The sequence below is a fragment of the Kitasatospora acidiphila genome (genome assembly GCF_006636205.1).
GTDB lineage: Bacteria > Actinomycetota > Actinomycetes > Streptomycetales > Streptomycetaceae > Kitasatospora > Kitasatospora acidiphila.
Genome location: NZ_VIGB01000003.1, coordinates 5,945,990 through 5,966,379, shown reverse-complemented (window position 1 = coordinate 5,966,379; position 20,390 = coordinate 5,945,990). Strand labels below are relative to the sequence as shown.

Here is a 20,390-nt window from a genome sequence, read left to right as displayed (position 1 = left end):
CAGATGGCAGTCATCCGGAACGAGCCGCTGCACAAGCAAGTCGCCGCAGCCATGCGGGAGTCCATTGCCCAAGGGCAGTGGCAGCCGGGCAGCCAGCTGCCCACCGAGACCGATCTCGCCGGGACCTATGGGGTGTCCCGCCCCACGGTGCGCCTGGCCGTCGCCGCGCTCCGCACCGAGGGCCTGTTGGACGTCAAGCAGGGCCGGGGCACCTTCGTCCGCAGCGCCGTCCACGGCCCCGCCGCCACAATCGAGCAGGCGATCACCCGACGCGGCACCCGCTTCGAGACCTCGACGGACCACTGGTGGACGGGCAAGGAAGAGGCCACCGTCTACCGGGCCGCCACTGACGCGACCACCGCGCCACTGCTCGGCATGGACGAGGACGAGATGACCATCGTCTGCGACCGTCTCATCCAGGATCCGGCCACCGGCACCCGGGCGCTCCATCGCCTCATCCTCCCCCTTGAGCGCGTGGGTGAGACCGCGCTCGTGCGGACACCGGCAGTGACCCCGGCCAAGGCCTACGCGACCCTCGCCAAGGCCGGCCACGACCTCACCTGGCGCGAGCAGATCAGCGCCCGTATCCCGCAGCCCGACGAGCGAACATCGCTCCGACTCTCCGAGGCCGCCGCCCTTCTGGTGACCCACCGCGTCACGGTGGACCGGGCCCAGGGCCTGCCGCTCATGCTGGAGCGCACCCTGCTCGGCGCCGAGTCCACCGCGGTCGGCTTCACCATCGAGGCCGCCGAGGCGCCCGCCAAGGCCGGAGTCCGGTAGCAGCAGGCGCAGCCACAGGCCCCGGTTCGCCAGCGCAGCGGCCGGGGCTGTCGCATACCTTCTCTACTTACTCAAGGGCGGCGCTGCCGCGCCGCCGGGCGCCCCCGGCGCCCCGGCCGGGCATGCGGCCTGGCGGCCGTTCCGGGCCGGGCGCCGGGCCGCCCGCGCGACAACACCCCACAGCACTCGGAGCCGCCGTTGCCGCATGCTTCAACGAATAGACCGCGTTTCCCGATGGTCACTGCACGCCAGCGCCGGCCAACGAGACCGGTACACAGTCAGTCAGCCGCGGCCTCCAGGCGCCCAAGGATCGCGCGCAACAAGTGGGCACGATCCACCGCACTCTGCGGGATTCGTGCCAGGCATGAGCGTAGGCGCCGCACCGTTCCCAATTGCACGTTGTCTGGTCCGACAGCGTCGATCACCGCACTGACCGCGCGCAACGCCCAAAACTGCCCGAACGGGATGACCTCCTCAGCGGCCGCCTCCACGAGAGTCGGCAGGAAATCCCCCTCCGGACAGGCATACAGGCGAGCGTAGGCGGTCAGCCGGCTAGCATCGTCCGCCGAGCCGAGGGCGCCAGCGATGTCGAAATCGGCCAGTTGCGGTGCGAGCTTGATCAACTCGGCGAAGATCAGCTCCTGACGGTAGGTCCGCGCTGGGCCGGAAGGCGTGCTGCGCCGCAGGTTGGTGAACTCATCCAGGAGCCGCCTGACCGCCTCGTCCGCGCCCTCCTCTCGGACACTCTCGTTCGCAGAGGCCACCAGCGCGACTCGCGCCTGGCGACTCGCGTCGGTCACGGCCAGCTGTACTTCCTCGGCCCGCTGTTCGGCAGCCTCCAAGCGCTCCTCCAGCTTGCGGTACTGGAGCTTCGCACCACCGGGAAGCTCAATACTCTCGAACAGATCGCCCAGCCATGGCACCAGCGCGATCACGGCCAGGACCAGCGTGACTCCGTCGATCTTCACGTCCGGCTTAACAAGGTGGATGGCACCGATTCCCAGCGCCACAGTCGAGATCACCGGGGCTATCAGCCGCTTTCGCCAACTCACCTATGCGCTCCCCAGCTCCCGTGCCCGACAATGAGCCCAGCATTCCAAAGAACCGAGCACAACGAGCCCCATCCATCGACTCAAGCTCAACCATGAGTGAGACGTTCGAGATCCGGTCGTGCCGCTTCCGCCACCCGGGCTGAGCGCCAAGGCGTGGCTTGCGCGCCGTGGTCACTGGAGGTTACTGCGCCGATCGCGGAAGTCCGGCTGCCGCCGGACACGGGCCCAGGGGCCCTTTCCACGCTCATCCGGTCGAGTGGCTAGCCACCTTCCCTACCGGACGGCGCAGGTGTGTACCGCAATACGCCAACTACACAGTCGGGGCCTCCTGGATGGTGTCAACTCGCGAAGATCAGTCACGGTCAACCCTCGCGAGCGCACCGTCCAGGAGTCCCCGCCACCTCCCACGCGCGCAGGCTTTCCCGGTTAGTGGCGATCGGTCAACTTGCGCTGGTTCTCGGGGTGGTAGGTGGCGGCGATCTGCAGCAGCTCCTCCAGCCGGAGCCAGCCCTGCGGCAGCCCCACCAGCTTCACGAAGCCGCGCCCCTGTTCGTCCGTGGCCGCCACTGCCCGCAGCTGCGCCCGCTCAACGCCACACTGGGCCAGCAGCGCATTGACGTCGGTGGCCGCAATCCGGGCCGCTCGCCAACCTGAGACGTAGTCAACTCCGGCGAGCCACAGCCAAGCCTCCGGGTCCAGCTCCTGACCCCAGCCGCCGGCGGTCTCTCCGTGCTCGTTCAGCGCCCTCAACTCCCCTGGTTCGGAACCAACTTCAGATGACCAGTAGCCGCCAAATGGCACTGCGTGCACGGACATGCCGAACTGCCCGGTACCATCGGCACCGGGTTCACACCCACCGGACCACCCCTCCCGCCAAGGAAACGGGGTGGTCCGGTTCCTGTCCTCCCTCAGCCACATCTCAGGAGGACGAGCCCGGGTGGATACCGCCCACCACACCCGGACTCAAGGACACGGCCGACCGGCACAAGCACGGCCAGCCGCATCCAGCTCATCACGGGCCCGGCGGGCCAACCGGATCTCCCGGCAGCGCCTGTCCCCTCTCGCGGCCGCCGGCATCTTCAGATACCGGCCGGATAATCAGCTCATTGATGATGGCGCCGACCTGGTAGGGCACCGTCCAGATGCCGCGCTGCTCCAGGTTCTTGGCCGCCCAGGCCTCCGCGTCTTCCCCGGCCAGCATGGCATCCAGCCACCGATGCTCCGTCTTGGAGAGCGGGAGCAGGTCCAGTCCCTCCCTTGCCGCTGCCAAAGCCGCCGCCAAGTGCGCGAAGGTCACCGGCTGGGCATCGCTGCACCACTGCACCGCCACTGGACCCAACTCCTTCTCAGTGATCACGACTTACCCTCCTCGGACCGTCGAGGGTGGTGAGCATGAACGACCACCAAGCGGATGCCGACCCGGAACCTACGCACGGCCGCGTGCGCCACACCGGCACCGCAGTAGTAGCAGCGCTTCTCTGCCTGTCGGCGCCAACCGCTTCCCCGCCTGAACATCAGGAGCTCCCCTGCGCCGGAAGGACGACCGCCCAGACCGCCTTGCCGACGCCCGGCGTACGCAGGTGGCACCCCCAGCTCTGGGAGAGCGAGCTGACCAGATGCATGCCCCGCCCGTTCTCCGCCATGGGGGCCATCGCGCGCATCACGGGCTCTTTGGTGCTTCGGTCATGCACCTCGATCCGCAGCCGCACCGCATTGACCCTCAGGCGAACAATGAAGCGGTCGCCCCGACGCGTTCCATGGGCGCTCGCGTTCGCCGTCAGTTCGGCCAGCACGATGCTTCCGGCCTCCATGAAGCGCTCCCCGCCGTCCACGCGCTCCAGGAGCTGCACCAGCGTCGCGCGTGCCCGCGGCGCCGACAGCTCGCTCTTGGGCAGCCACAGCTCTGCCGTACTGTCCGACGGGTCGTCCTGTTCGACCTCAGCTCTCGCGGTGATCACGTCTCACTCCCTCGCGATCTGACGCGGAGTCAACTCCGCGTACGTCGTGCGGTCTGCACATACAGAGAACCGCGAGGTCACGCCAAGTAGTACTGTTGTCAGGGGTGTTGAACCGTAGTGAATCACCACCACCGGCGAACGGGAGTGCGAGGCAATGGGGTCACCGAACACACAGCTCGCCGACTGGCTCAGTCGAACCGACTGGTCGCGGGGGAAGCTCGCTCGGACAGTGAAAGCGAAGGCTACCGAGCTCGGCCACCTGCACATCACCTGCGACACGTCCAGCGTCAGGCGCTGGTTGGAAGGCCAGACGCCGCGTCCACCTGTACCTGAGATCCTGGCCGACCTGTTCTCCGCGCACTTCGGATTCCGCGTGACGACCTACGATCTCGGCTTCACACCCGACTCGACGCCGGATCGATCACTTGTCTACAACCAGTCCTACGGCGCTACGGTTGAAGCCGTTGCGGAGCTAGGGAGGGCAGACGTGGATCGACGCACATTCCTGACCGGGTCGACTTTCGCCGTCGCGGCGGCGGTAGGCCCCTCGCGTGACTGGCTGTTGAGCACCCTGGATCAGCAGGCAGACCCCAACCGACGCGTCCACCTGGAAGACGTCGCCGCCGTACGGAACATGTTCGGCACCTTCCAGGAGATGGACATCTTCCAGGGCGGCGGCGCCGGCCGAGCCACACTGGCCAGCTACACCAATGAGCACGTCTACCCGCTGCTCCGCCGGAGCTACACCGAGGATGTCCGCCGCGCCCTGGCCGAGGCCGCCGCCGAGCAGACCTACCTCCTCGGGTGGATGGCCTATGACGACGGTGAACACGGCACCGCCCAGCGCTACCTGATCCAGTCTCTGCGGCTGGCCGAGGAGTCCGGCAACCCGGCACTCGGCGCGCACGTCCTAGCGGGCATGGCCGACCAGGCCGCGCTGCTCGGCCACCCCGACGAAGGCCGCCGCCTCGCCCAGGCCGGCCGCGCCGGTCTCTCCCGCACCCCGGAGTCGGACGCCTGCCTAGCCGACCTCTGGGCCCTCGAAGGCCGGGCGCTCGCCAAGCTCGGCGACAGGCAGGGCGCCATCCGAGCCGTCAGCCAGTCCGAGGCCGCCTACGCCAAGGTCACCCCGGACAGCGAAGAAGCCGAGTGGGCCCGCTACATCGACCCGGCCTACCTCAACGGCGAGCACGCCCAGACCTTCCAGGACATCGGCGACCCCGACACCGCTGCCACCTACGCACGCCTCTCCATCGACCACGCCCGCGCCCAAAAGCGAGCCCGCCGCGGCGCCATGTCCCAGGCGGCGCTGGCCGTTTCGCACCTGCAGCGGCGGGACCTCGAGGCTGCGCACGCGGCCGGCCTCAGGACGCTGAGCCTCACCAGCCAGGTCCAGTCGTCCCGCGCCGTCGAGGCCGTCCAGAACCTCAAGCGCCAGATGACCCCCTTCGGCCGCCACCCCTTGGTCGCCGACTTCAACGAGCGGGCCCGGGACGTGCTGGCTGCGTGATCAACAGAACCATGTTGAGCCCTCTTCCTTGACAAGGAGGAGGGCTCAAGGTTTCACATCGAGGCCGTTGGAATGTGTTTGACCAGCAGAACAACTGTTGGCGGGTCAGCACTGCCCGTCGAACTACTCGATGACACGGAAGATCAAGTTGGGTGGGCATGATTCACCGTCAGGTGCGTTAGACGGCACACTACATCTGGGGTCGCAAGTCGAAGCCACCACTACACGTATGCTCTTGCTCAGCCTCCTCGGCCGGGCACCCGTCGACGGTGTCCGGAACCCCGGAACACCAGATCGCAGGCTCGATGCCTGCACGACCGGGGAGGAGCTCCTCTGTGGACAACAAGTCCGATGAGCAGCACGGCGACCACCAGGAGGCCGCCGAAGATCTCGAAGCCATCGAGGTCGAGGTGCCGACTGGCGACGTGCAAGAGGAGCATCGCGAAAACTCGGATGTCCGGGCGACGCGGGCGTTGACCCGCGCCACTTGGTGCCTGGTCGGCGTGACACTCATTTCGGTGATCACGGCGATCCCAGCGCTGGTGAAGTAGCCCCAGACAGACGAGAAGCCTGGCGAACGCCAGGCTCTCGCGGTGTGCTGCTCAGCTATACGGAGTAGGACCGTCATCTGCTGCCAGGCGGGGGCGGTCCTTCTTCGTTTTCCTGCCGCTCAATGCACTGGGGCTCAGTCTGACTACGTTCTGGCCCCGCTGTAGCTACAAGCACTCTACAGGGAACCCTCTAAACCAGGTGGATCACCTCACGAAGTGCCAAGAGTCGAAGCCCCAGCACAACTCCGATCTTGCGGCCTCACCAAGGTCAGACACACGTCCCAGTACAGAGGCCTCTCCGCTGAGTACAGAGTCTCCGACGGCCTCTTCCATGAGGCACTCCGAACACACGTCGATCGGGCGACCGCGACTGCCTCGGAGCTCCGGCAGAAGACAGCGCGCCCGTAGAGGATGCCTCCTCATCAGGTCAGCACCTGCCCTGTCGTACGCGAAGCGGACGAGGATGCCAGCGCGAGCAGCCAGGATCAACATAGTTACGACCTGACCGGCCACGTTGGTTGCGGTGCGCATCATGTCCAGGATCGGGTCGATGGCCGGCAGCAGGCCGAACGCCCTCCAGGGGAGGCCCAGGGTGGAGAGGGTCAGGGTCAGCATCACGATGGCGCCGGTGAGGCTGGCCGTGGCGGCGGAGCCGATCACCGAGGCGAAGGCGATCAGCAGGTAGTCGTCGGTGCCGAGGTGGATGCCGTAGACCTGGGCGACGAAGATCGACACGATTGCCGGAGGCCGCATTGGTGACCTCCAAGGGCACGCAGGCGAGCTACTAGGCGATCGCGATCACCGGCGGCTGCTGCCCCGCCCCTAGAAGGACGATGCGGCCACGACCTGCGGCTACAGACATTCTCCGCCACCGCCCAGCTCATGACTCGTGGCCGCCATCGACGGCTCTAGTTGGTCCGCCAGCAGCCCCGGACGCAGTGAACGCCACTGTGCTCGCAAATCTCAAAGGCCTGCCGCCCTGGATGGAGCCTTGAGGCGAGACGGGAGAAATGGGATATCCCTGGCACTCGTTTCCATTTTGCACTCCCGACACAACAGTCGCGCCATTTGCGCAACCCAATCCAGTCGAGCACCACATAAACGGGCATAAACACATACATTCGTCGCCAAATCAGAAGTTAGCACAGAAGAAGGATCTCTTTAAATTGCCTGCCAGAGAGGCCGATTGCATGTATGCTGACTTCACCACTGAAAGCCGACACTGGGGGGAACCATGAAGAATCGCATTGCACGAACCATAAGGGCGACCGTCGGGGTGGCATCGGTCGCTCTAGCTGCAGCACTCATTCCCGCCGGGAGCGCCAGTGCCAGCGCCAACAGCTTCCCGTATCCAAACTGCTCATATGACGCTGGCGGGTTCTATTTCCAGCACAACAATGGGGTCCTCATGCCAGGCGCAGCCGCCTGCACGGACAAGTACGAGCTGACCTTGCAGAACGATGGGAACCTCGTTCTGTACAACAGCAGTGGCTCCGCCATCTGGAGCAGCCAAACCTGGGGCCACACGCCCGGCTCGGCATTCATGCAGAGCGACGGGAACTTCGTTCTGTACGACAACAACCACAATGCACTCTGGTCTACCTCTACCTGGGGGAACTCCGGCGCCTGGTTCTTCTTCCAGCCGGACGGCAACCTTGTCGTTTACACTGGCGGAAACCAATTCGATCCGTCCGGACCCATCTGGTCCACCGGGACATATGGGAAATAAGTCAAATCCGCTGACTTAGACGAGCAGCGAACTTGATTTTGGCGGGGCTGAGCTATCGCATAAGTTCAGCCCCGCACACGTTTTTAGACCGCATCGTCATCTGTAGCGTTGAGTCGACCATACTTGTCCGGAATCGTGGAATTAACCAAATATGATATCGGACTTAGCGGGTCAACGAGATTCGGATATGCTCCGGCCGGGCTGTCTACCTCTACGTATGCCTTTCGCAGTGTAGTGGTGAATCGGTAGCCGCCGTGGCCGTCGCTTTCGTCATACCATTGGACATTGTTTACGCTCGGCGACTCCTTTCGCTGATTGGCCTCTATATTCAGGCTCTTTGGGCGGGGCACCCCACAGCGCAACACTGTGCGCGGTGAACTCGACCAGTACGCGACATTCGGCGACGGGTCCGGCGTGACTTTGCTGTGCCCCTCGAGGTTATCGGGCAGCGCCTTCATGAGGCTCTGACAATAGAGCGCGGCTTCTGCGTCTGGATGCGGCATGGTCAGCGCGGGACTCCACGGCGCATTGTCCTCCGCCAGCACGAGGGCGGTGCATATCGCGAGTGCAACTGGTATCGCCAGCCATCGAACAGGTTCAGGGAGTGTCTTGATGGCACGGACGGGACGACCAAGGAGACGATGCATCGATCGATCATACTTGGCGAGTCACGATCTCATGACTGCCCGTCAGATGCACTGGGTGCGGTTTCGCTTGCTGATCGCGGATGCGGGTAGCCGAGCAGCGGCTCAGCATTGCCCCATCGTCGCTGAGAGTCGGTCTGGGTACCTTGGGTCGGTCCACCGTGGAACACTTGTACCAGGCAGACTGAGGAGCGCTGCGTCGCTAATCCGCATGTTGTGGCAGCTCGGCGAGTCTTGATCCCCAAGCGAGGACAAGAGGGCGAGGAACTGGTCTCTGACCAGCTAGCACCAGCCGCCTTCGCCTTGGCCAGCGCCTTTGATGACCATCAGCGGCAGCAAGTTCCTGCCTGTCGGACCGATTTCTGCAGCCGTATGCATCGGCGGCCACAGCCAGCAACTACCCTGGCCGCCCCGAGTCGAGATCAACCGCACCCCCGATCTCAGGAGCCAGGACACGACTTGCAGGCGTTGCTCACCAACGGCCCAATTAAATGATCAGCATGCGCAGCGGCTGGCTACCGTGCGGCTATGCCCTCTCGTGGATCCGCCGCAGTCGCGCTCGCGGTCAGCGCCGTACTCGCCGTAGCCGGCTGCCGGTACGGCTCCAGCCACCCCAAGCCTGGAGCGAGCAGCAAGTCCCCGACCAGTTCAGCAGCAACCTCTAGCAGCGGTTCCCCCACGGCGTCACCGTCGCCATCCGCGCTACCCAGCGCACCCGCCAACACTCTGATCCCGACTAGCGCCCCCACTGTCCCCACATCGGTGCCAACGGTCGCCCCCACACAGCCAAGCCCCATGCCCCTACCACCGGCGCGAGCGCCAGCGCGCTGTGCAGCATCAGGAGCAACTCGGGGAACTGCTACAGCGAGGGCGAGTTCTGCCGCAAGAGCGACGTCGGCAAGTCGACCACGGACGCCGCTGGCCGACCTATCACCTGCGAGTCCCTCAACGGCGAGTCACAACCCCACTGGCACTGAGAATCGCGCCAGGCCTCTCCCCGCCGCGCACCGGCCAGCCCAACCACGCCCCTCGGCAAGCAATTGGCCCCTCCCCGTATCAACCGGGAAGGGGCCAACGAACGCCGCCAGGCACCAGAGTGCTCAGACCCACTCGATCTCGCTGACGATCCCGTCAGCCTGCCGCGGAGCCGGCAGAGGCGTCTTCACGACCTCCACCGACCTCCTCATGGCAGCGCCGCCGACGCCAAGTTCACCCAAAAGAGTGATCCGCTCAGCCTCGTCCAGCGAGTGAAAAAAGTCACACACTTCGCCCAGCGCATCACTCACGCGCCAGCGCCTTTTCCCTGGTCAGCCCCCGTGTTGACCACCGTCAGCGGCAGCAGCTTCTTGCCCGTCGGGCCGATTTGTATGGCCGTCTGCATCTGCGGGCAGACGCCGCAGTCGAAGCACGGGGTCCAGCGGCAGTCGTCGACCTCGACCTCTTCCAGGGCGTCCTGCCAGTCCTCCCAGAGCCAGTCCTTGTCGAGGCCGCTGTCGAGGTGGTCCCAGGGGAGGACCTCTTCGTAGGAGCGCTCGCGGGTGGTGTACCAGGCGACGTCGACGCCGGTGGGGGCGAGGGCCTTGTCGGCGCAGGCCATCCAGCGGTCGTAGGAGAAGTGCTCGCGCCAGCCGTCGAAGCGGCCGCCGTCCTCGTAGACGGCGCGGATCACGGCGCCGAGCCGGCGGTCGCCGCGGGAGAGCAGGCCCTCGACGATGCCGGGCTTGCCGTCGTGGTAGCGGAAGCCGATGTTCTTGCCGTACTTGCGGTCGCCGCGGATCGCCTCGCGCAGCTTGGCCAGGCGGGCGTCGGTCTCCGCGGCGCCGAGCTGGGGGGCCCACTGGAAGGGGGTGTGCGGCTTGGGGACGAAACCGCCGATGGAGACGGTGCAGCGGATGTCGTTCTGGCCGGTGACCTCGCGACCCTTCTGGATCACGTTCTTGGCCATCTCGGCGATCTGCAGCACGTCGTCGTCGGTCTCGGTGGGCAGACCGCACATGAAGTAGAGCTTCACCTGGCGCCAGCCGTTGCCGTAGGCGGTGGCGACGGTGTTGATGAGGTCCTCCTCGGACACCATCTTGTTGATCACCTTGCGGATCCGCTCCGAGCCGCCCTCGGGGGCGAAGGTGAGGCCGGACCGGCGGCCGTTGCGGCTCAGCTCGTTGGCCAGGTCGATGTTGAACGCGTCGACCCGGGTGGAGGGCAGCGAGAGGCCGATCTTGTCCTCGGTGTAGCGGTCGGCCAGGCCCTTGGCGATGTCGCCGATCTCGGTGTGGTCGGCGCTGGAGAGCGAGAGCAGGCCCACCTCCTCGAAGCCGGTGGCCTTGAGGCCGCGCTCGACCATCTCGCCGATGCCGGTGATGCTGCGCTCCCGGACCGGGCGGGTGATCATGCCGGCCTGGCAGAACCGGCAGCCGCGGGTGCAGCCGCGGAAGATCTCCACGGACATCCGCTCGTGCACGGTCTCGGCGAGCGGGACCAGCGGCTGCTTGGGGTAGGGCCACTCGTCGAGGTCCATCACGGTGTGCTTGGAGACCCGCCACGGCACGCCGGGGGCGTTGGGCACCACGCGGCCGATCCGGCCGTCCGACAGGTACTCGACGTCGTAGAACTTCGGCACGTAGACGCCGCCGGTGCGGGCCAGCCGGAGCAGCAGCTCGTCGCGGCCGCCGGGACGGCCCTCGGCCTTCCAGGCCTTGATGATCCTCGTGATGTCGAGCACGGCCTGCTCGCCGTCGCCGACCACGGCGGCGTCCAGGAAGTCGGCGATCGGCTCGGGGTTGAACGCGGCGTGGCCGCCGGCCAGCACGATCGGGTCCTCGTCGGTCCGGTCGGCGGCGTTCAGCGGGATGCCGGCCAGGTCGAGCGCGGTCAGCATGTTGGTGTAGCCGAGCTCGGTGGAGAAGGAGAGCCCGAAGACGTCGAAGGCCTTCACCGGGCGGTGCGCGTCCACCGTGAACTGGGGCACGCCGTGCTCGCGCATCAGCGCCTCCAGGTCCGGCCAGACGCTGTAGGTCCGCTCGGCGAGCACCCCGTCCTGCTCGTTCAGCACCTCGTAGAGGATCATGACGCCCTGGTTGGGCAGCCCGACCTCGTACGCGTCCGGGTACATCAGTGCCCAGTGCACGTCGCAGGCGTCCCACTCCTTGACGGTCGAGTTCAGCTCGCCGCCGACGTACTGGATCGGCTTCTGAACGTGCGGGAGGAGGGCCTCCAGGCGTGGGAAGACCGATTCGACTGGCATGCGGTGAACCCTTAAGTGAGAGGAGCAGGGGGTGACCCTCAAGGGTACCGGCTCGGCCGAACCGATCAGCCCGCGATCGGCCGCTGGGTGCGGACGGCCTGGAGCAGCCCGATCGCGATCCAGCCGGCGAACATCGACGAACCGCCGTAGCTGACGAACGGTAGTGGGACGCCGGCGACCGGCATGATGCCGAGCGTCATGCCGATGTTCTCGAAGGACTGGAAGGCGAACCAGGTGATCACGCCGCCGGCCACCACGGTGCTGAAGACGTCGGTGGCCTGCCGGGCGATCCGGCAGCCGCGCCAGAGGATCGCCCCGATCAGCAGGACCAGCGCCAGGCCGCCGACGAAACCGAGCTCCTCGCCGACCACCGTGAAGACGAAGTCGGTCTGCTGCTCGGGGACGAACTGCCCTATGGTCTGGCTGCCGTGGAACAGGCCCTTGCCGGTCAGGCCGCCGGAGCCGATCGCGATCCGGGCCTGGGCGGTGTTGTAGCCGACGCCGGCCGGGTCCAGCTTGGGGTTGGCGAAGGCGGCGAACCGGTCGATCTGGTACTTGCTCAGGACCCCGAGCTTCCAGACCGCGGTCGCCCCGAGGCCACCCGCGGCGAGCAGCCCGAAGAGCCAGCGGTTGGGCACGCCGGCGGCCAGCAGGATGCCCAGGATGGTCACCACCATCACCATCACGGACCCCAGGTCGGGGTAGAGCAGCACGATGCCCATCGGCACCCCGGCCAGCACCAGCGCCTGCAGCACGCTCTTGTCGTTGGGCAGTTCGCGCTCGCCGGAGTCGATCCGGGAGGAGAGGATCATCGCCATCCCGAGCACGATGCCGAGCTTGGCGAACTCGGCGGGCTGGACGGAGAAGCCGCCGCCGAACTGGATCCAGGAGTGCGCGCCGTTGACGGTGGAGCCGAGCGGGCTGAGGGTGGCGAGCAGCAGCACGATGGTGGACAGGTAGAGGATCGGCACGGCGGCGCGGATCCGGTGGTGCCCTATCGCGACCACGGCCCCGAAGAGCACCAGGCCGATCAGCAGGTTGGTCAGGTGGCGGTAGAGGAAGTACTGCGGGTCGCCGTGGGTCAGCGAGTCGCGTCCCCGGGTGGCCGACCAGACCAGCAGCGAGCTGCCCAGCGACAGCGCCAGCGCGGCCAGCACTATGATCCAGTCGATCCGCCGCAGCGGGGCGTCCTTGGCCAGCGCCCGGGCCAGCCGGCCGCGCTGGGGGCTGAACCGCAGCGGGCGGTAGGAGCTGTAGGAGGAGGTCACGCCCGGCTCCTTCCGTAGCCGTTGCCGTAGCCGTTGCCGTTGGGCTCGGTGGCGGCCAGGTCGGTGGCGAACGCCGGCTGGGCGGGCTGCGGCAGCGGCGGGTAGTCGAACGAACCGGTGGCGTACGAGGCCTGGTTGAGGATCGCGGTGCCGTCCGGGTTGAACTTGGGCAGCTGGGTCTGCGGGGTCGGCAGCAGCGCCTTGGTGTTGTCGATGCCGCCCTTGTCGTCCACGCCGTAGAGCGCCTGGTAGATCTTGCGGACCGCGTCACCGGCACCGCCGGAACCGGTACCGGCCTGACTGATCGTCATCACCACGGCGTAGTCGTTGCTGTAGGTGGCCAGCCAGGAGGTGGTCTGCTTGCCGTAGACCTCGGCGGTGCCGGTCTTGGCGTGCAGCTGGATCTTGTCCTGCGGCCAGCCGGCGAACTTCCAGGCCGCGGTGCCCTCGGTGATGACGCCGGCGGTGGCCTGGTTGATGTACTGCAGGGTCTTCTGGTCGTCCGGCAGCTTGCCGGAGACCACCGGGGCGATGTTGCGGACCAGCTGGCCGCTCGGGGTCACGATCGCCTTGGCCACCGACGGCTGGTAGAGCGTGCCGCCGTTGGAGAGCGCCGAGTAGATCCGGGCCATCTGCAGCGGGGTGACCAGGGTGTCGCCCTGGCCGATCGCGTAGTTGACCGAGTCACCGGCGCGCATCACGTTGCCGTCGACGCAGTTCTCCCTGGCGATCTGGGTGGCGAAGTCGGTCGCGCCGCTCTGCGCCTGCTTGCACCAGGCGTCCCTGTTGGCGTCGTAGAAGTCCTGCTTCCACTGGCGGTCCGGCACCCGGCCGGGCACCTCAGCGGGCAGGTCGATGCCGGTCTTGGCGCCCAGGCCGAACTGGTGCGCGGTCTTGTAGAACCAGTCGGCGGGGTTCTTCGGGTGGATCCCGCCGTCCTTCATCCACTGGTCGTAGGACAGGCCGTAGAAGACGGTGTCGCAGGAGATCTCCAGCGCCTTCTCCAGCGAGATGTCACCGAAGCTCTCGCCCTCGAAGTTCTTGAACTCGCGACCGCCGATGGTCATGCTCGGCGGGCAGCCGTAGTGCCCGTCGAGCGAGTAGCCGGCCGCGACGGCGGCCGAGGTGGAGACCACCTTGAAGGTGGAGCCGGGTGCCCACTGACCCTGTATGGCCCGGTTCAGCAGCGGGTAGTTGGAGTCCTGGCTGGTCAGGTTGGCGTAGTCCTTGGCCGAGATGCCGCCGACCCAGATGTTGGGGTCGTAGGTCGGCGCGCTGGCCATCGCGATGATCCGGCCGGTGTGCACGTCCATCACCAGGGCCGCGCCGGAGTCGGCCTCGAAGTTCTTGTTGGTCTCGGTGTCGAACTGCTTGCGGGCGTCGTTCATGGCCTGCCCCAGGTTGTCCTCGACGACCTTCTGCACCCGGGAGTCGAGCGAGGTGACCACGTTGTTGCCGGGCTGGGCCGGGGTGGTGCCGGCGCTGCCGATCACCCGGCCGAGGTTGTCCACCTGCAGCCGGTCCACGCCGGTGGTGCCGCGCAGGTCGCTGTCGTACACCGCCTCCAGGCCGGCCCGGCCGATCTGGTCGGACGGCAGGTACTTGTCCTTGCCGGTCTTGTCCGCGGTCTTGCTGACCTCGTCGTCGGTGACCGGCGAGAGGTAGCCGAGCACCTGGGCGGCATTGGCCCCGTCCGGGCCCGGGTACTGGCGCAGCGCGGTGGGCTGCGCGGTGATCCCGGGGAAGTCCTCGCGGCGCTCCATTATCTGCATCGCCTGCTGGGTGGTGGCCTGGTCGGTCACCGGGATCGGCTGGTAAGGCGAACCGTTCCAGCAGGGCTGCGGGGTCTTGGAGTCGCAGAGCCGCACCTTGTCGGAGACGTCCTTGGTGGTCATCCCGAGCACCTGGGCCAGCCGGCCCAGCACCGCCTTGCCGTGGTCCCTCTGCTCCAGCAGCGAGGTGCGCGAGACCGAGACCACCAGCTTGGTCTGGTTGCCCGCGAGCACCTTGCCGTTGGCGTCCAGGATCTCGCCGCGCACCGCCGGGTCGACCACCTCGCGGATCTGGTTGCTGGAGGCCTTCGCCGTGTACTCGCTGCCGTTGCGGATCTGCAGGTACCAGAGCCGACCGCCCAGAGTGGCGAGCAGCGACAGCACCAGGATCTGCAGCACCACCAGACGGATCGTCAGCCGGCGGGTGCGGCCGGTCTCCGGGATGTTGCTCACGGCTGAGGACTCCCCAGGGTCGAACGGGCGGATCGGATCAGGACTTGACGCCGAGCTTCTTGCGGATGGACGGCCCCACCGAGGAGGCGTGCCGGGTGGTGCGGTAGCGGGCGATGGTGCCCAGGCCCGGCCCGGTCACCTCGCCGTCGAGCCCGACACCACCGAACCGGCGGGCCAGCAGCATCACGGCCGGCACCGCGAAGGGCGCCAGCAGCACGTCGTACAGCAGCGCGCTGAACACCAGCCCGGGGAGCCCGACATGGCGCGCCGCGGTGTCCCCCACCAGGGCGCCGACCAGCGCGTAGAGCACGGTGGAGACCACCGCCGAGCCGGCCACCACCAGCAGCGGGCCCAGCACCGAGCGCTGCCGCCCGGGCTCGGCGCGCAGCAGGCCGGCCGCGTAGCCCATCAGGCAGAGCACCAGTGCGTAGCGGCCGATCGCGTGGTCGGAGGGCGGCGCCAGGTCGGCCAGCAGGCCGCCGAAGAAGCCGGTCAGGCTGCCGCCCATCGGTCCGAAGACCAGCGCCAGGCCGACCACCACGAGCAGCAGCAGGTCCGGGGTGGCGCCGGGCAGTTGCAGCCGTCCGAGCACGCTGACCTGGACCACCAGGGCAACCAGCAGCAGGACGGCGGCCAGCACGGTTCGCTTGATGACCATCGGTCAGTTCCCCCCGGGGACGGAGCTCGGCTGGGCGGGCGAGGCGGAACCGGCCGGCGAGGCGGGCGCGGCCGGCGAGGCGGAACCGGCCGGTGGCTGGGCCTGGGCCGCCGGGCTCGGGGTGTTGCTGGGCACCGGCGGCAGCACCGAGTCACGCGGGTCGGTGCGCGGCGGGACCACCACCACGCCGACCAGGTCCAGCCGGGTGAACGAGACGAACGGCTGGACCAGCACGGTCTTGGTGAGCGCGTCGGGGGTGGCCTGCACCTGCAGCACCTTGCCGACCGGCACCCCGGGCACGAACGGGCGGCCGCTCTGCGAGCCGAAGGTGACCAGCCGGTCGCCCGGCTTGACCTGGGCCTTGCCGTTGAGCAGTTCGACCTTCATGGGGCTGGCGCCCTGGCCGGCCGCGAAGCCGATCTCGCCGCTGCCCTCCATCCGGGTGCCGGCGGTGAAGCCGGGGTCGGTGGCGAGCAGCACGGTGGCGGTGGTGCGGGCCACCGTGGTGACCCGGCCGACCAGGCCCTCGCCGTTGATCACCGTCATGTCGCGCTGCACGCCGTCGTCGCTGCCGGCGTCGATGGTGATGGTCCAGGAGAAGCCCTGGGCGGCACCGATGGCGATCACCTGGGCGGCCTTGATGGTGTATCCGCCGGTGCCGGCGGTGCGCAGCAGGTCGTCCAGCTGCTTGGTGCGGCCGGCGGCCATGTCGGAGGAGGCGAGCCGCTGGCGCAGCTCGGTGTTCTCGTTGCCGATCTGATCGAGGCGCTGCTGCATGGTGCCCGAGTCGCGGATCGCCCGGATGGTGCGGGCTATCGGGTCGACGGCCCCCGCCGCGCCGCGCTCCGCCGGGCCGAGCAGGCCGGCGGCGGTCTTGCGGGCGCCGTTCAGCGGGGAGCTCTCACCGCCCTTGATGTCGACGGTGATCAGGGCGAAGGCGACGGCCACCAGCAGGATGAGCAGCAGTCGGCTCTCTCGTGTGTCCCTCACGGCGCTGGGGCTGCCCCTCTTCTTGAGTAGGTGCTTCGTTCGTGGTCTTAACGACGCGGCTGGGCGTCCAGTACCTGCTGCAGCGCCTCGAACTCCTCGACGCAGCGGCCGGAGCCGAGCACCACCGAGTCCAGCGGGTTCTCGGCGATGTGGATCGGCATACCGGTCTCGCGGCGCAGCCGCTCGTCCAGGCCGCGCAGCAGGGCGCCGCCGCCGGTGAGCACCACGCCGCGGTCCATCACGTCGCCCGCCAGCTCCGGCGGGCACTGGTCGAGGGTGGTCTTCACGGCGTCGATGATCGAGTTGACCGGCTCGTCGATCGCCGCGCGGACCTCGGCGGCGGAGATCACCACGGTCTTCGGCAGTCCGCTGACCAGGTCGCGGCCGCGGATCTCGGCGTGCTCGTCCTTCTCGTCCTCGCCGCCGTGGGCCGAGCCGATGCTCATCTTGATCTGCTCGGCGCTGCGCTCGCCGAGCAGCAGCGAGTACTCCTTCTTGATGTGCTGGACGATGGCGTTGTCCAGCTCGTCGCCGGCCACCCGGATGGACTGGGCGGTGACGATGCCGCCGAGGGAGATCACGGCGACCTCGGTGGTGCCGCCGCCGATGTCGACCACCATGTTGCCGGTGGCCTCGTGGACCGGCAGGCCGGCGCCGATGGCGGCGGCCATCGGCTCCTCGATGATGTGCACTTGCCGCGCGCCGGCCAGGTGGCTGGCCTCGACCACGGCCCGGCGCTCGACGCCGGTGATGCCGCTGGGCACGCAGACCACCACGCGCGGGCGGGCCAGGTAGCGGCGGCGGTGGATCTTCTGGATGAAGTAGCGCAGCATCCGCTGGGTGATCTCGAAGTCGGCGATCACGCCGTCCTTGAGCGGGCGGATGGCGATGATGTTGCCGGGCGTGCGCCCGATCATCTTCTTGGCCTCGGAGCCGACCGCGAGGATGCCACCGGTGTTGGTGTTGACCGCCACGACTGACGGCTCGTTCAGGACGATGCCCTTGCCCCTGACGTACACCAGCGTGTTGGCAGTGCCGAGGTCGATCGCCAGATCACGGCCGATGAACGACAGGTTGTTGGCCATGGGGTATGGAACGCCTTCCCGAACTGGACGTCTTGGGCAGGGGATTGTGCCTCACGCGGACAGCGGCGAACGGCGTGAGGTGCGCCGGCGGACACGTGGACCGCGAGTCGCCTCCATCGTAGCCAGGCCCGGCGAACTCGTCGGCGGGGTGGGCATGGTGTCCATTCTCCGTTGCCGAACCGCTTCTCATGGCATTGGGACGCCGTGTCGGGACATCCAGTTCCATATATGACGATCGGAATCCCACTGTTGGCTGAGCCGGGTCGCCCTGACTCGATCCGGCTCAGCCATTCTGACGGGTCGTCAGCGGAAAGGCCGAGGGACCATCCGCAGTGCGAAATGCTCAGGCGTGCGCGGGGAAGAAAATCTTGATCTCGCGCTCGGCCGACTCGGGCGAGTCGGACGCGTGGATCAGGTTCTCGCGGGTGATGGTCGCGAAGTCGCCGCGGATGGTGCCGGGGCCGGCCTGCAGCGGGTCGGTGGCGCCGGCCAGGCCGCGGATGCCGGGGATCACGTTCTCGCCCTCGACGATCAGCGCGATCGACGGGCCGGAGGTCATGAACTCCAGCAGCGGCTCGTAGAACGGGCGGCCGACGTGCTCCGCGTAGTGGACCTCCAGGGTGGCCCGGTCGAAGGTGCGCAGCTCCATCGCGGTCAGCCGCCAGCCGGCCTTGCGCTCGATCCGGCTGATGATCTCGCCGGCCAGGCCGCGGCGGACGGCGTCGGGCTTGAGCAGGACGAGGGTGCGCTGGGACACGGTGCGGCTCCGTTGAGGATCGGGGGAACGAGGAATCGGGGGGCGGGTACCACCCGGGTACTGCCGCCCAGAGGCTACCTTGCGTGAGCGAACACTCAGGCGTCGGCGGTGGCGGCCGCCCGGGCCGCCTGGCTGCGCTGTTCCTTGATGGCGTCGATCTTTCGCCCGTAGTGCACCGAGCACCACCACAGTCCGGCGAAGATCACGCCCAGCCCGTACATGGTGGGCAGCAGCAGCCCGCCGGCGATCAGGGCCAGCTGCAGCGCCCAGCCGATCGCCACCGCGCCCGGGCGGTTGATCACCCCGCAGAGCAGCACGCAGAGCAGCATGGCGATGCCGCTGACGGTCCAGATCAGCCCGGTGGAGACGTCCGTCATCCGCATCGCGACACAGGCCGCGAAGAGGATCACGAAGACCTCGCCGATCAGCGTGGAGGAGCAGAGGGTGCGCATCTCACTTCTTCCCGAGCAGCAGGCGGGCCTCGCCCACCGTGATCACGGACCCGGTGACCAGGACTCCGGCCCCGCCCAGGTCGCCTTCCTCCTCGGCGAGCGTCACGGCGGCGTCGATCGCGTCGTCCAACCGCGGCTCGACGACCACCCGGTCCTCGCCGAACACCTCGACCGCCTGGGCGGCCAGGCTGTCCACGGCCATCGCCCGGTGGGTGGAGTTCTGGGTGACCACCACCTCGGCCAGGATCGGCTCGAAGGCCTCCAGCACGCCGGTCACGTCCTTGTCGCCGCTGGTGCCGATCACGCCGATCAGCCGGGTGAAGCCGAAGGCCTCGCTGACCGCGGCGGCGGTGACCCGGGCGCCCTCGGGGTTGTGGGCGGCGTCCAGCAGGATGGTGGGGCTGCGCCGCACCACCTCCAGGCGGCCGGGCGAGGAGACCCCGGCGAAGGCCTGGCGGACCTTGTCGACGTCCAGCTGGCCCTGGCGGGCCGCGCCGACGCCGAAGAAGCCCTCCACGGCGGCCAGCGCCAGGGCCGCGTTGTGCGCCTGGTGCTCGCCGTGCAGCGGGATGAAGACGTCCTCGTACTCGGCGCCGCCCAGGCCGCGCAGCGTCAGCAGCTGCCCGCCGACCGCGACCTCGCGGTGCAGCACGCCGAACTCCATGCCCTCGCGGGCCACCGTGGCGTCCACCTCGACGGCCCGCTTGAGGATCGTCTGGGCCGCGTCCAGCGGCTGCTGGGCGACCACGGCGAGGGCGCCGGGCTTGATGATCCCGGACTTCTCCACGGCGATCTCACCGGTGGTGCTGCCGAGCTTGTCGGTGTGGTCCAGCGAGATCGGGGTGATCACCGAGACCGCCGCGTCGATCACGTTGGTGGCGTCCCAGCTGCCGCCCATGCCGACCTCGATCACGGCCACGTCGACCGGGGCGTCGGCGAACGCGGCGTAGGCCATGCCGGTGAGCACCTCGAAGAAGGAGAGCGCGACCGGCTGCTGCTCGTCGACCATCCGGATGTAGGGCTCGATGTCCCGGTAGGTCTCGGCGAACCTGTCCTCGCTGATCGGCCGCCCGTCCAGGCTGATCCGCTCGGTCACGGACTCCACGTGCGGGCTGGTGTACCGACCGGTGCGCAGCTCGAAGGTGTTCAGCAGCTGCTCGATCATCCGGGCGGTGGAGGTCTTGCCGTTGGTCCCGGTGATGTGGATGGTCGGATAGGCACGCTGGGGCTCACCCAAAATGTCCATCAGCGCCCGGATCCGGTCCAGACTGGGCTCGATCTTGTTCTCGGGCCAGCGCTTGGCCAGCTCGATCTCGATCTCCCGCAGACCGGTCACCGGCTCGGCGGGGTCCGCGCCCTCGGGGCGGATGGTGTACGGGTTCGGCTCCGCGCTGCTGCTCACGCGGCCCAGTCTACGGAGTGCGCCCGGCGCCGCGACGCGCCGGGGCGGCGGCACCCGGGCGCCTCCCCCAAGCTCCATCCATGCATGG

Annotated in this window: 19 protein-coding genes and 1 pseudogene; 4 read left to right on the top strand and 16 right to left on the bottom strand. The window is 68.0% G+C overall.

The genetic code is table 11. The annotated features are described in order from the left end of the window. The first annotated feature begins 3 nt into the window (after positions 1-3). The gene (locus E6W39_RS28225; RefSeq protein ID WP_141635891.1) at positions 4-780 is read left to right on the top strand and encodes a GntR family transcriptional regulator; all 777 of its coding nucleotides are present in this window, start codon (positions 4-6) and stop codon (positions 778-780) included. Positions 781-1,058: 278 nt separating this feature from the next. Here the strand turns inward: E6W39_RS28225 and E6W39_RS28220 are convergent, their stop codons facing one another. From E6W39_RS28220 to E6W39_RS28205, 4 genes are all read right to left on the bottom strand, one after another. Beyond that, positions 1,059-1,802, bottom strand: a complete 744-nt coding sequence (locus tag E6W39_RS28220) for a hypothetical protein (RefSeq protein ID WP_141635890.1) — start codon at positions 1,800-1,802, stop codon at positions 1,059-1,061. A gap of 456 nt (positions 1,803-2,258) precedes the next feature. Then, positions 2,259-2,582 carry a hypothetical protein gene (locus E6W39_RS28215; protein WP_228718390.1) on the bottom strand — a complete coding sequence of 108 codons (324 nt, stop codon included), beginning with the start codon at positions 2,580-2,582 and terminating at the stop codon, positions 2,259-2,261. A gap of 262 nt (positions 2,583-2,844) precedes the next feature. After that, positions 2,845-3,189 carry a hypothetical protein gene (locus tag E6W39_RS28210; RefSeq protein WP_141635889.1) on the bottom strand — a complete coding sequence of 115 codons (345 nt, stop codon included), beginning with the start codon at positions 3,187-3,189 and terminating at the stop codon, positions 2,845-2,847. A 157-nt stretch (positions 3,190-3,346) separates the two neighbouring features. Next, on the bottom strand, positions 3,347-3,790 hold the full coding sequence (locus tag E6W39_RS28205; protein WP_141635888.1) for an ATP-binding protein: 444 nt from the start codon (positions 3,788-3,790) through the stop codon (positions 3,347-3,349). 154 nt (positions 3,791-3,944) lie between these two features. Here E6W39_RS28205 and E6W39_RS28200 point away from each other — a divergent pair, with 154 nt between their 5' ends. Both E6W39_RS28200 and E6W39_RS28195 read left to right on the top strand, forming a co-directional pair. Further along, positions 3,945-5,300, top strand: a complete 1,356-nt coding sequence (locus tag E6W39_RS28200) for a transcriptional regulator (protein WP_141635887.1) — start codon at positions 3,945-3,947, stop codon at positions 5,298-5,300. A 335-nt stretch (positions 5,301-5,635) separates the two neighbouring features. Next, positions 5,636-5,851, top strand: coding sequence for a hypothetical protein (locus E6W39_RS28195; protein ID WP_141635886.1), 216 nt, complete (start codon positions 5,636-5,638; stop codon positions 5,849-5,851). 429 nt (positions 5,852-6,280) lie between these two features. On the opposite strand, the pseudogene E6W39_RS42070 reads toward E6W39_RS28195, so the two are convergent. Continuing rightward, positions 6,281-6,595, bottom strand: a pseudogene (locus E6W39_RS42070) (cation:dicarboxylate symporter family transporter); the annotation flags it as partial. 490 nt (positions 6,596-7,085) lie between these two features. Between E6W39_RS42070 and E6W39_RS28185 the strand changes: the two are divergent. Beyond that, positions 7,086-7,580: a hypothetical protein gene (locus tag E6W39_RS28185; RefSeq protein ID WP_141635884.1), complete on the top strand. Its 495-nt coding sequence runs from the start codon at positions 7,086-7,088 to the stop codon at positions 7,578-7,580. A gap of 83 nt (positions 7,581-7,663) precedes the next feature. Here the strand turns inward: E6W39_RS28185 and E6W39_RS44295 are convergent, their stop codons facing one another. The 11 genes from E6W39_RS44295 to folC all read right to left on the bottom strand — a co-directional run bounded on the left by E6W39_RS44295 (position 7,664) and on the right by folC (position 20,302). Further along, positions 7,664-8,227, bottom strand: coding sequence for a DUF3515 domain-containing protein (locus E6W39_RS44295; RefSeq protein WP_141635883.1), 564 nt, complete (start codon positions 8,225-8,227; stop codon positions 7,664-7,666). A gap of 1,097 nt (positions 8,228-9,324) precedes the next feature. Then, a complete protein-coding gene (locus E6W39_RS28175) occupies positions 9,325-9,510 on the bottom strand; it encodes a hypothetical protein (RefSeq protein WP_141635882.1) in 186 nt (61 codons plus the stop codon). Continuing rightward, positions 9,507-11,465 carry a TIGR03960 family B12-binding radical SAM protein gene (locus tag E6W39_RS28170; protein ID WP_141635881.1) on the bottom strand — a complete coding sequence of 653 codons (1,959 nt, stop codon included), beginning with the start codon at positions 11,463-11,465 and terminating at the stop codon, positions 9,507-9,509. Before E6W39_RS28170 ends, E6W39_RS28175 begins: the two co-directional genes overlap by 4 nt. Positions 11,466-11,530: 65 nt before the next feature. Further along, positions 11,531-12,733 (bottom strand): rod shape-determining protein RodA, encoded by a 1,203-nt coding sequence (gene rodA, locus E6W39_RS28165; protein ID WP_141635880.1) that lies wholly within the window; start codon positions 12,731-12,733, stop codon positions 11,531-11,533. Further along, a complete protein-coding gene (mrdA, locus tag E6W39_RS28160) occupies positions 12,730-14,958 on the bottom strand; it encodes a penicillin-binding protein 2 (protein ID WP_141635879.1) in 2,229 nt (742 codons plus the stop codon). Before mrdA ends, rodA begins: the two co-directional genes overlap by 4 nt. A 37-nt stretch (positions 14,959-14,995) precedes the next feature. Continuing rightward, on the bottom strand, positions 14,996-15,616 hold the full coding sequence (gene mreD / locus E6W39_RS28155) for a rod shape-determining protein MreD (RefSeq protein ID WP_141635878.1): 621 nt from the start codon (positions 15,614-15,616) through the stop codon (positions 14,996-14,998). 3 nt (positions 15,617-15,619) lie between these two features. After that, positions 15,620-16,606 carry a rod shape-determining protein MreC gene (gene mreC, locus E6W39_RS28150; protein WP_141635877.1) on the bottom strand — a complete coding sequence of 329 codons (987 nt, stop codon included), beginning with the start codon at positions 16,604-16,606 and terminating at the stop codon, positions 15,620-15,622. Between the two features lie 47 nt (positions 16,607-16,653). After that, positions 16,654-17,679, bottom strand: coding sequence for a rod shape-determining protein (locus E6W39_RS28145; RefSeq protein WP_101384998.1), 1,026 nt, complete (start codon positions 17,677-17,679; stop codon positions 16,654-16,656). A 355-nt stretch (positions 17,680-18,034) separates the two neighbouring features. Further along, complete coding sequence (ndk, locus tag E6W39_RS28140) at positions 18,035-18,448, bottom strand: nucleoside-diphosphate kinase (RefSeq protein WP_141635876.1); 414 nt, start codon at positions 18,446-18,448, stop codon at positions 18,035-18,037. A 95-nt stretch (positions 18,449-18,543) separates the two neighbouring features. Further along, positions 18,544-18,900, bottom strand: coding sequence for a DUF4233 domain-containing protein (locus E6W39_RS28135; protein ID WP_141635875.1), 357 nt, complete (start codon positions 18,898-18,900; stop codon positions 18,544-18,546). 1 nt (position 18,901) lies between these two features. Then, positions 18,902-20,302 (bottom strand): bifunctional tetrahydrofolate synthase/dihydrofolate synthase, encoded by a 1,401-nt coding sequence (gene folC, locus E6W39_RS28130; protein ID WP_407658483.1) that lies wholly within the window; start codon positions 20,300-20,302, stop codon positions 18,902-18,904. Between the last annotated feature and the right edge of the window lie 88 nt (positions 20,303-20,390).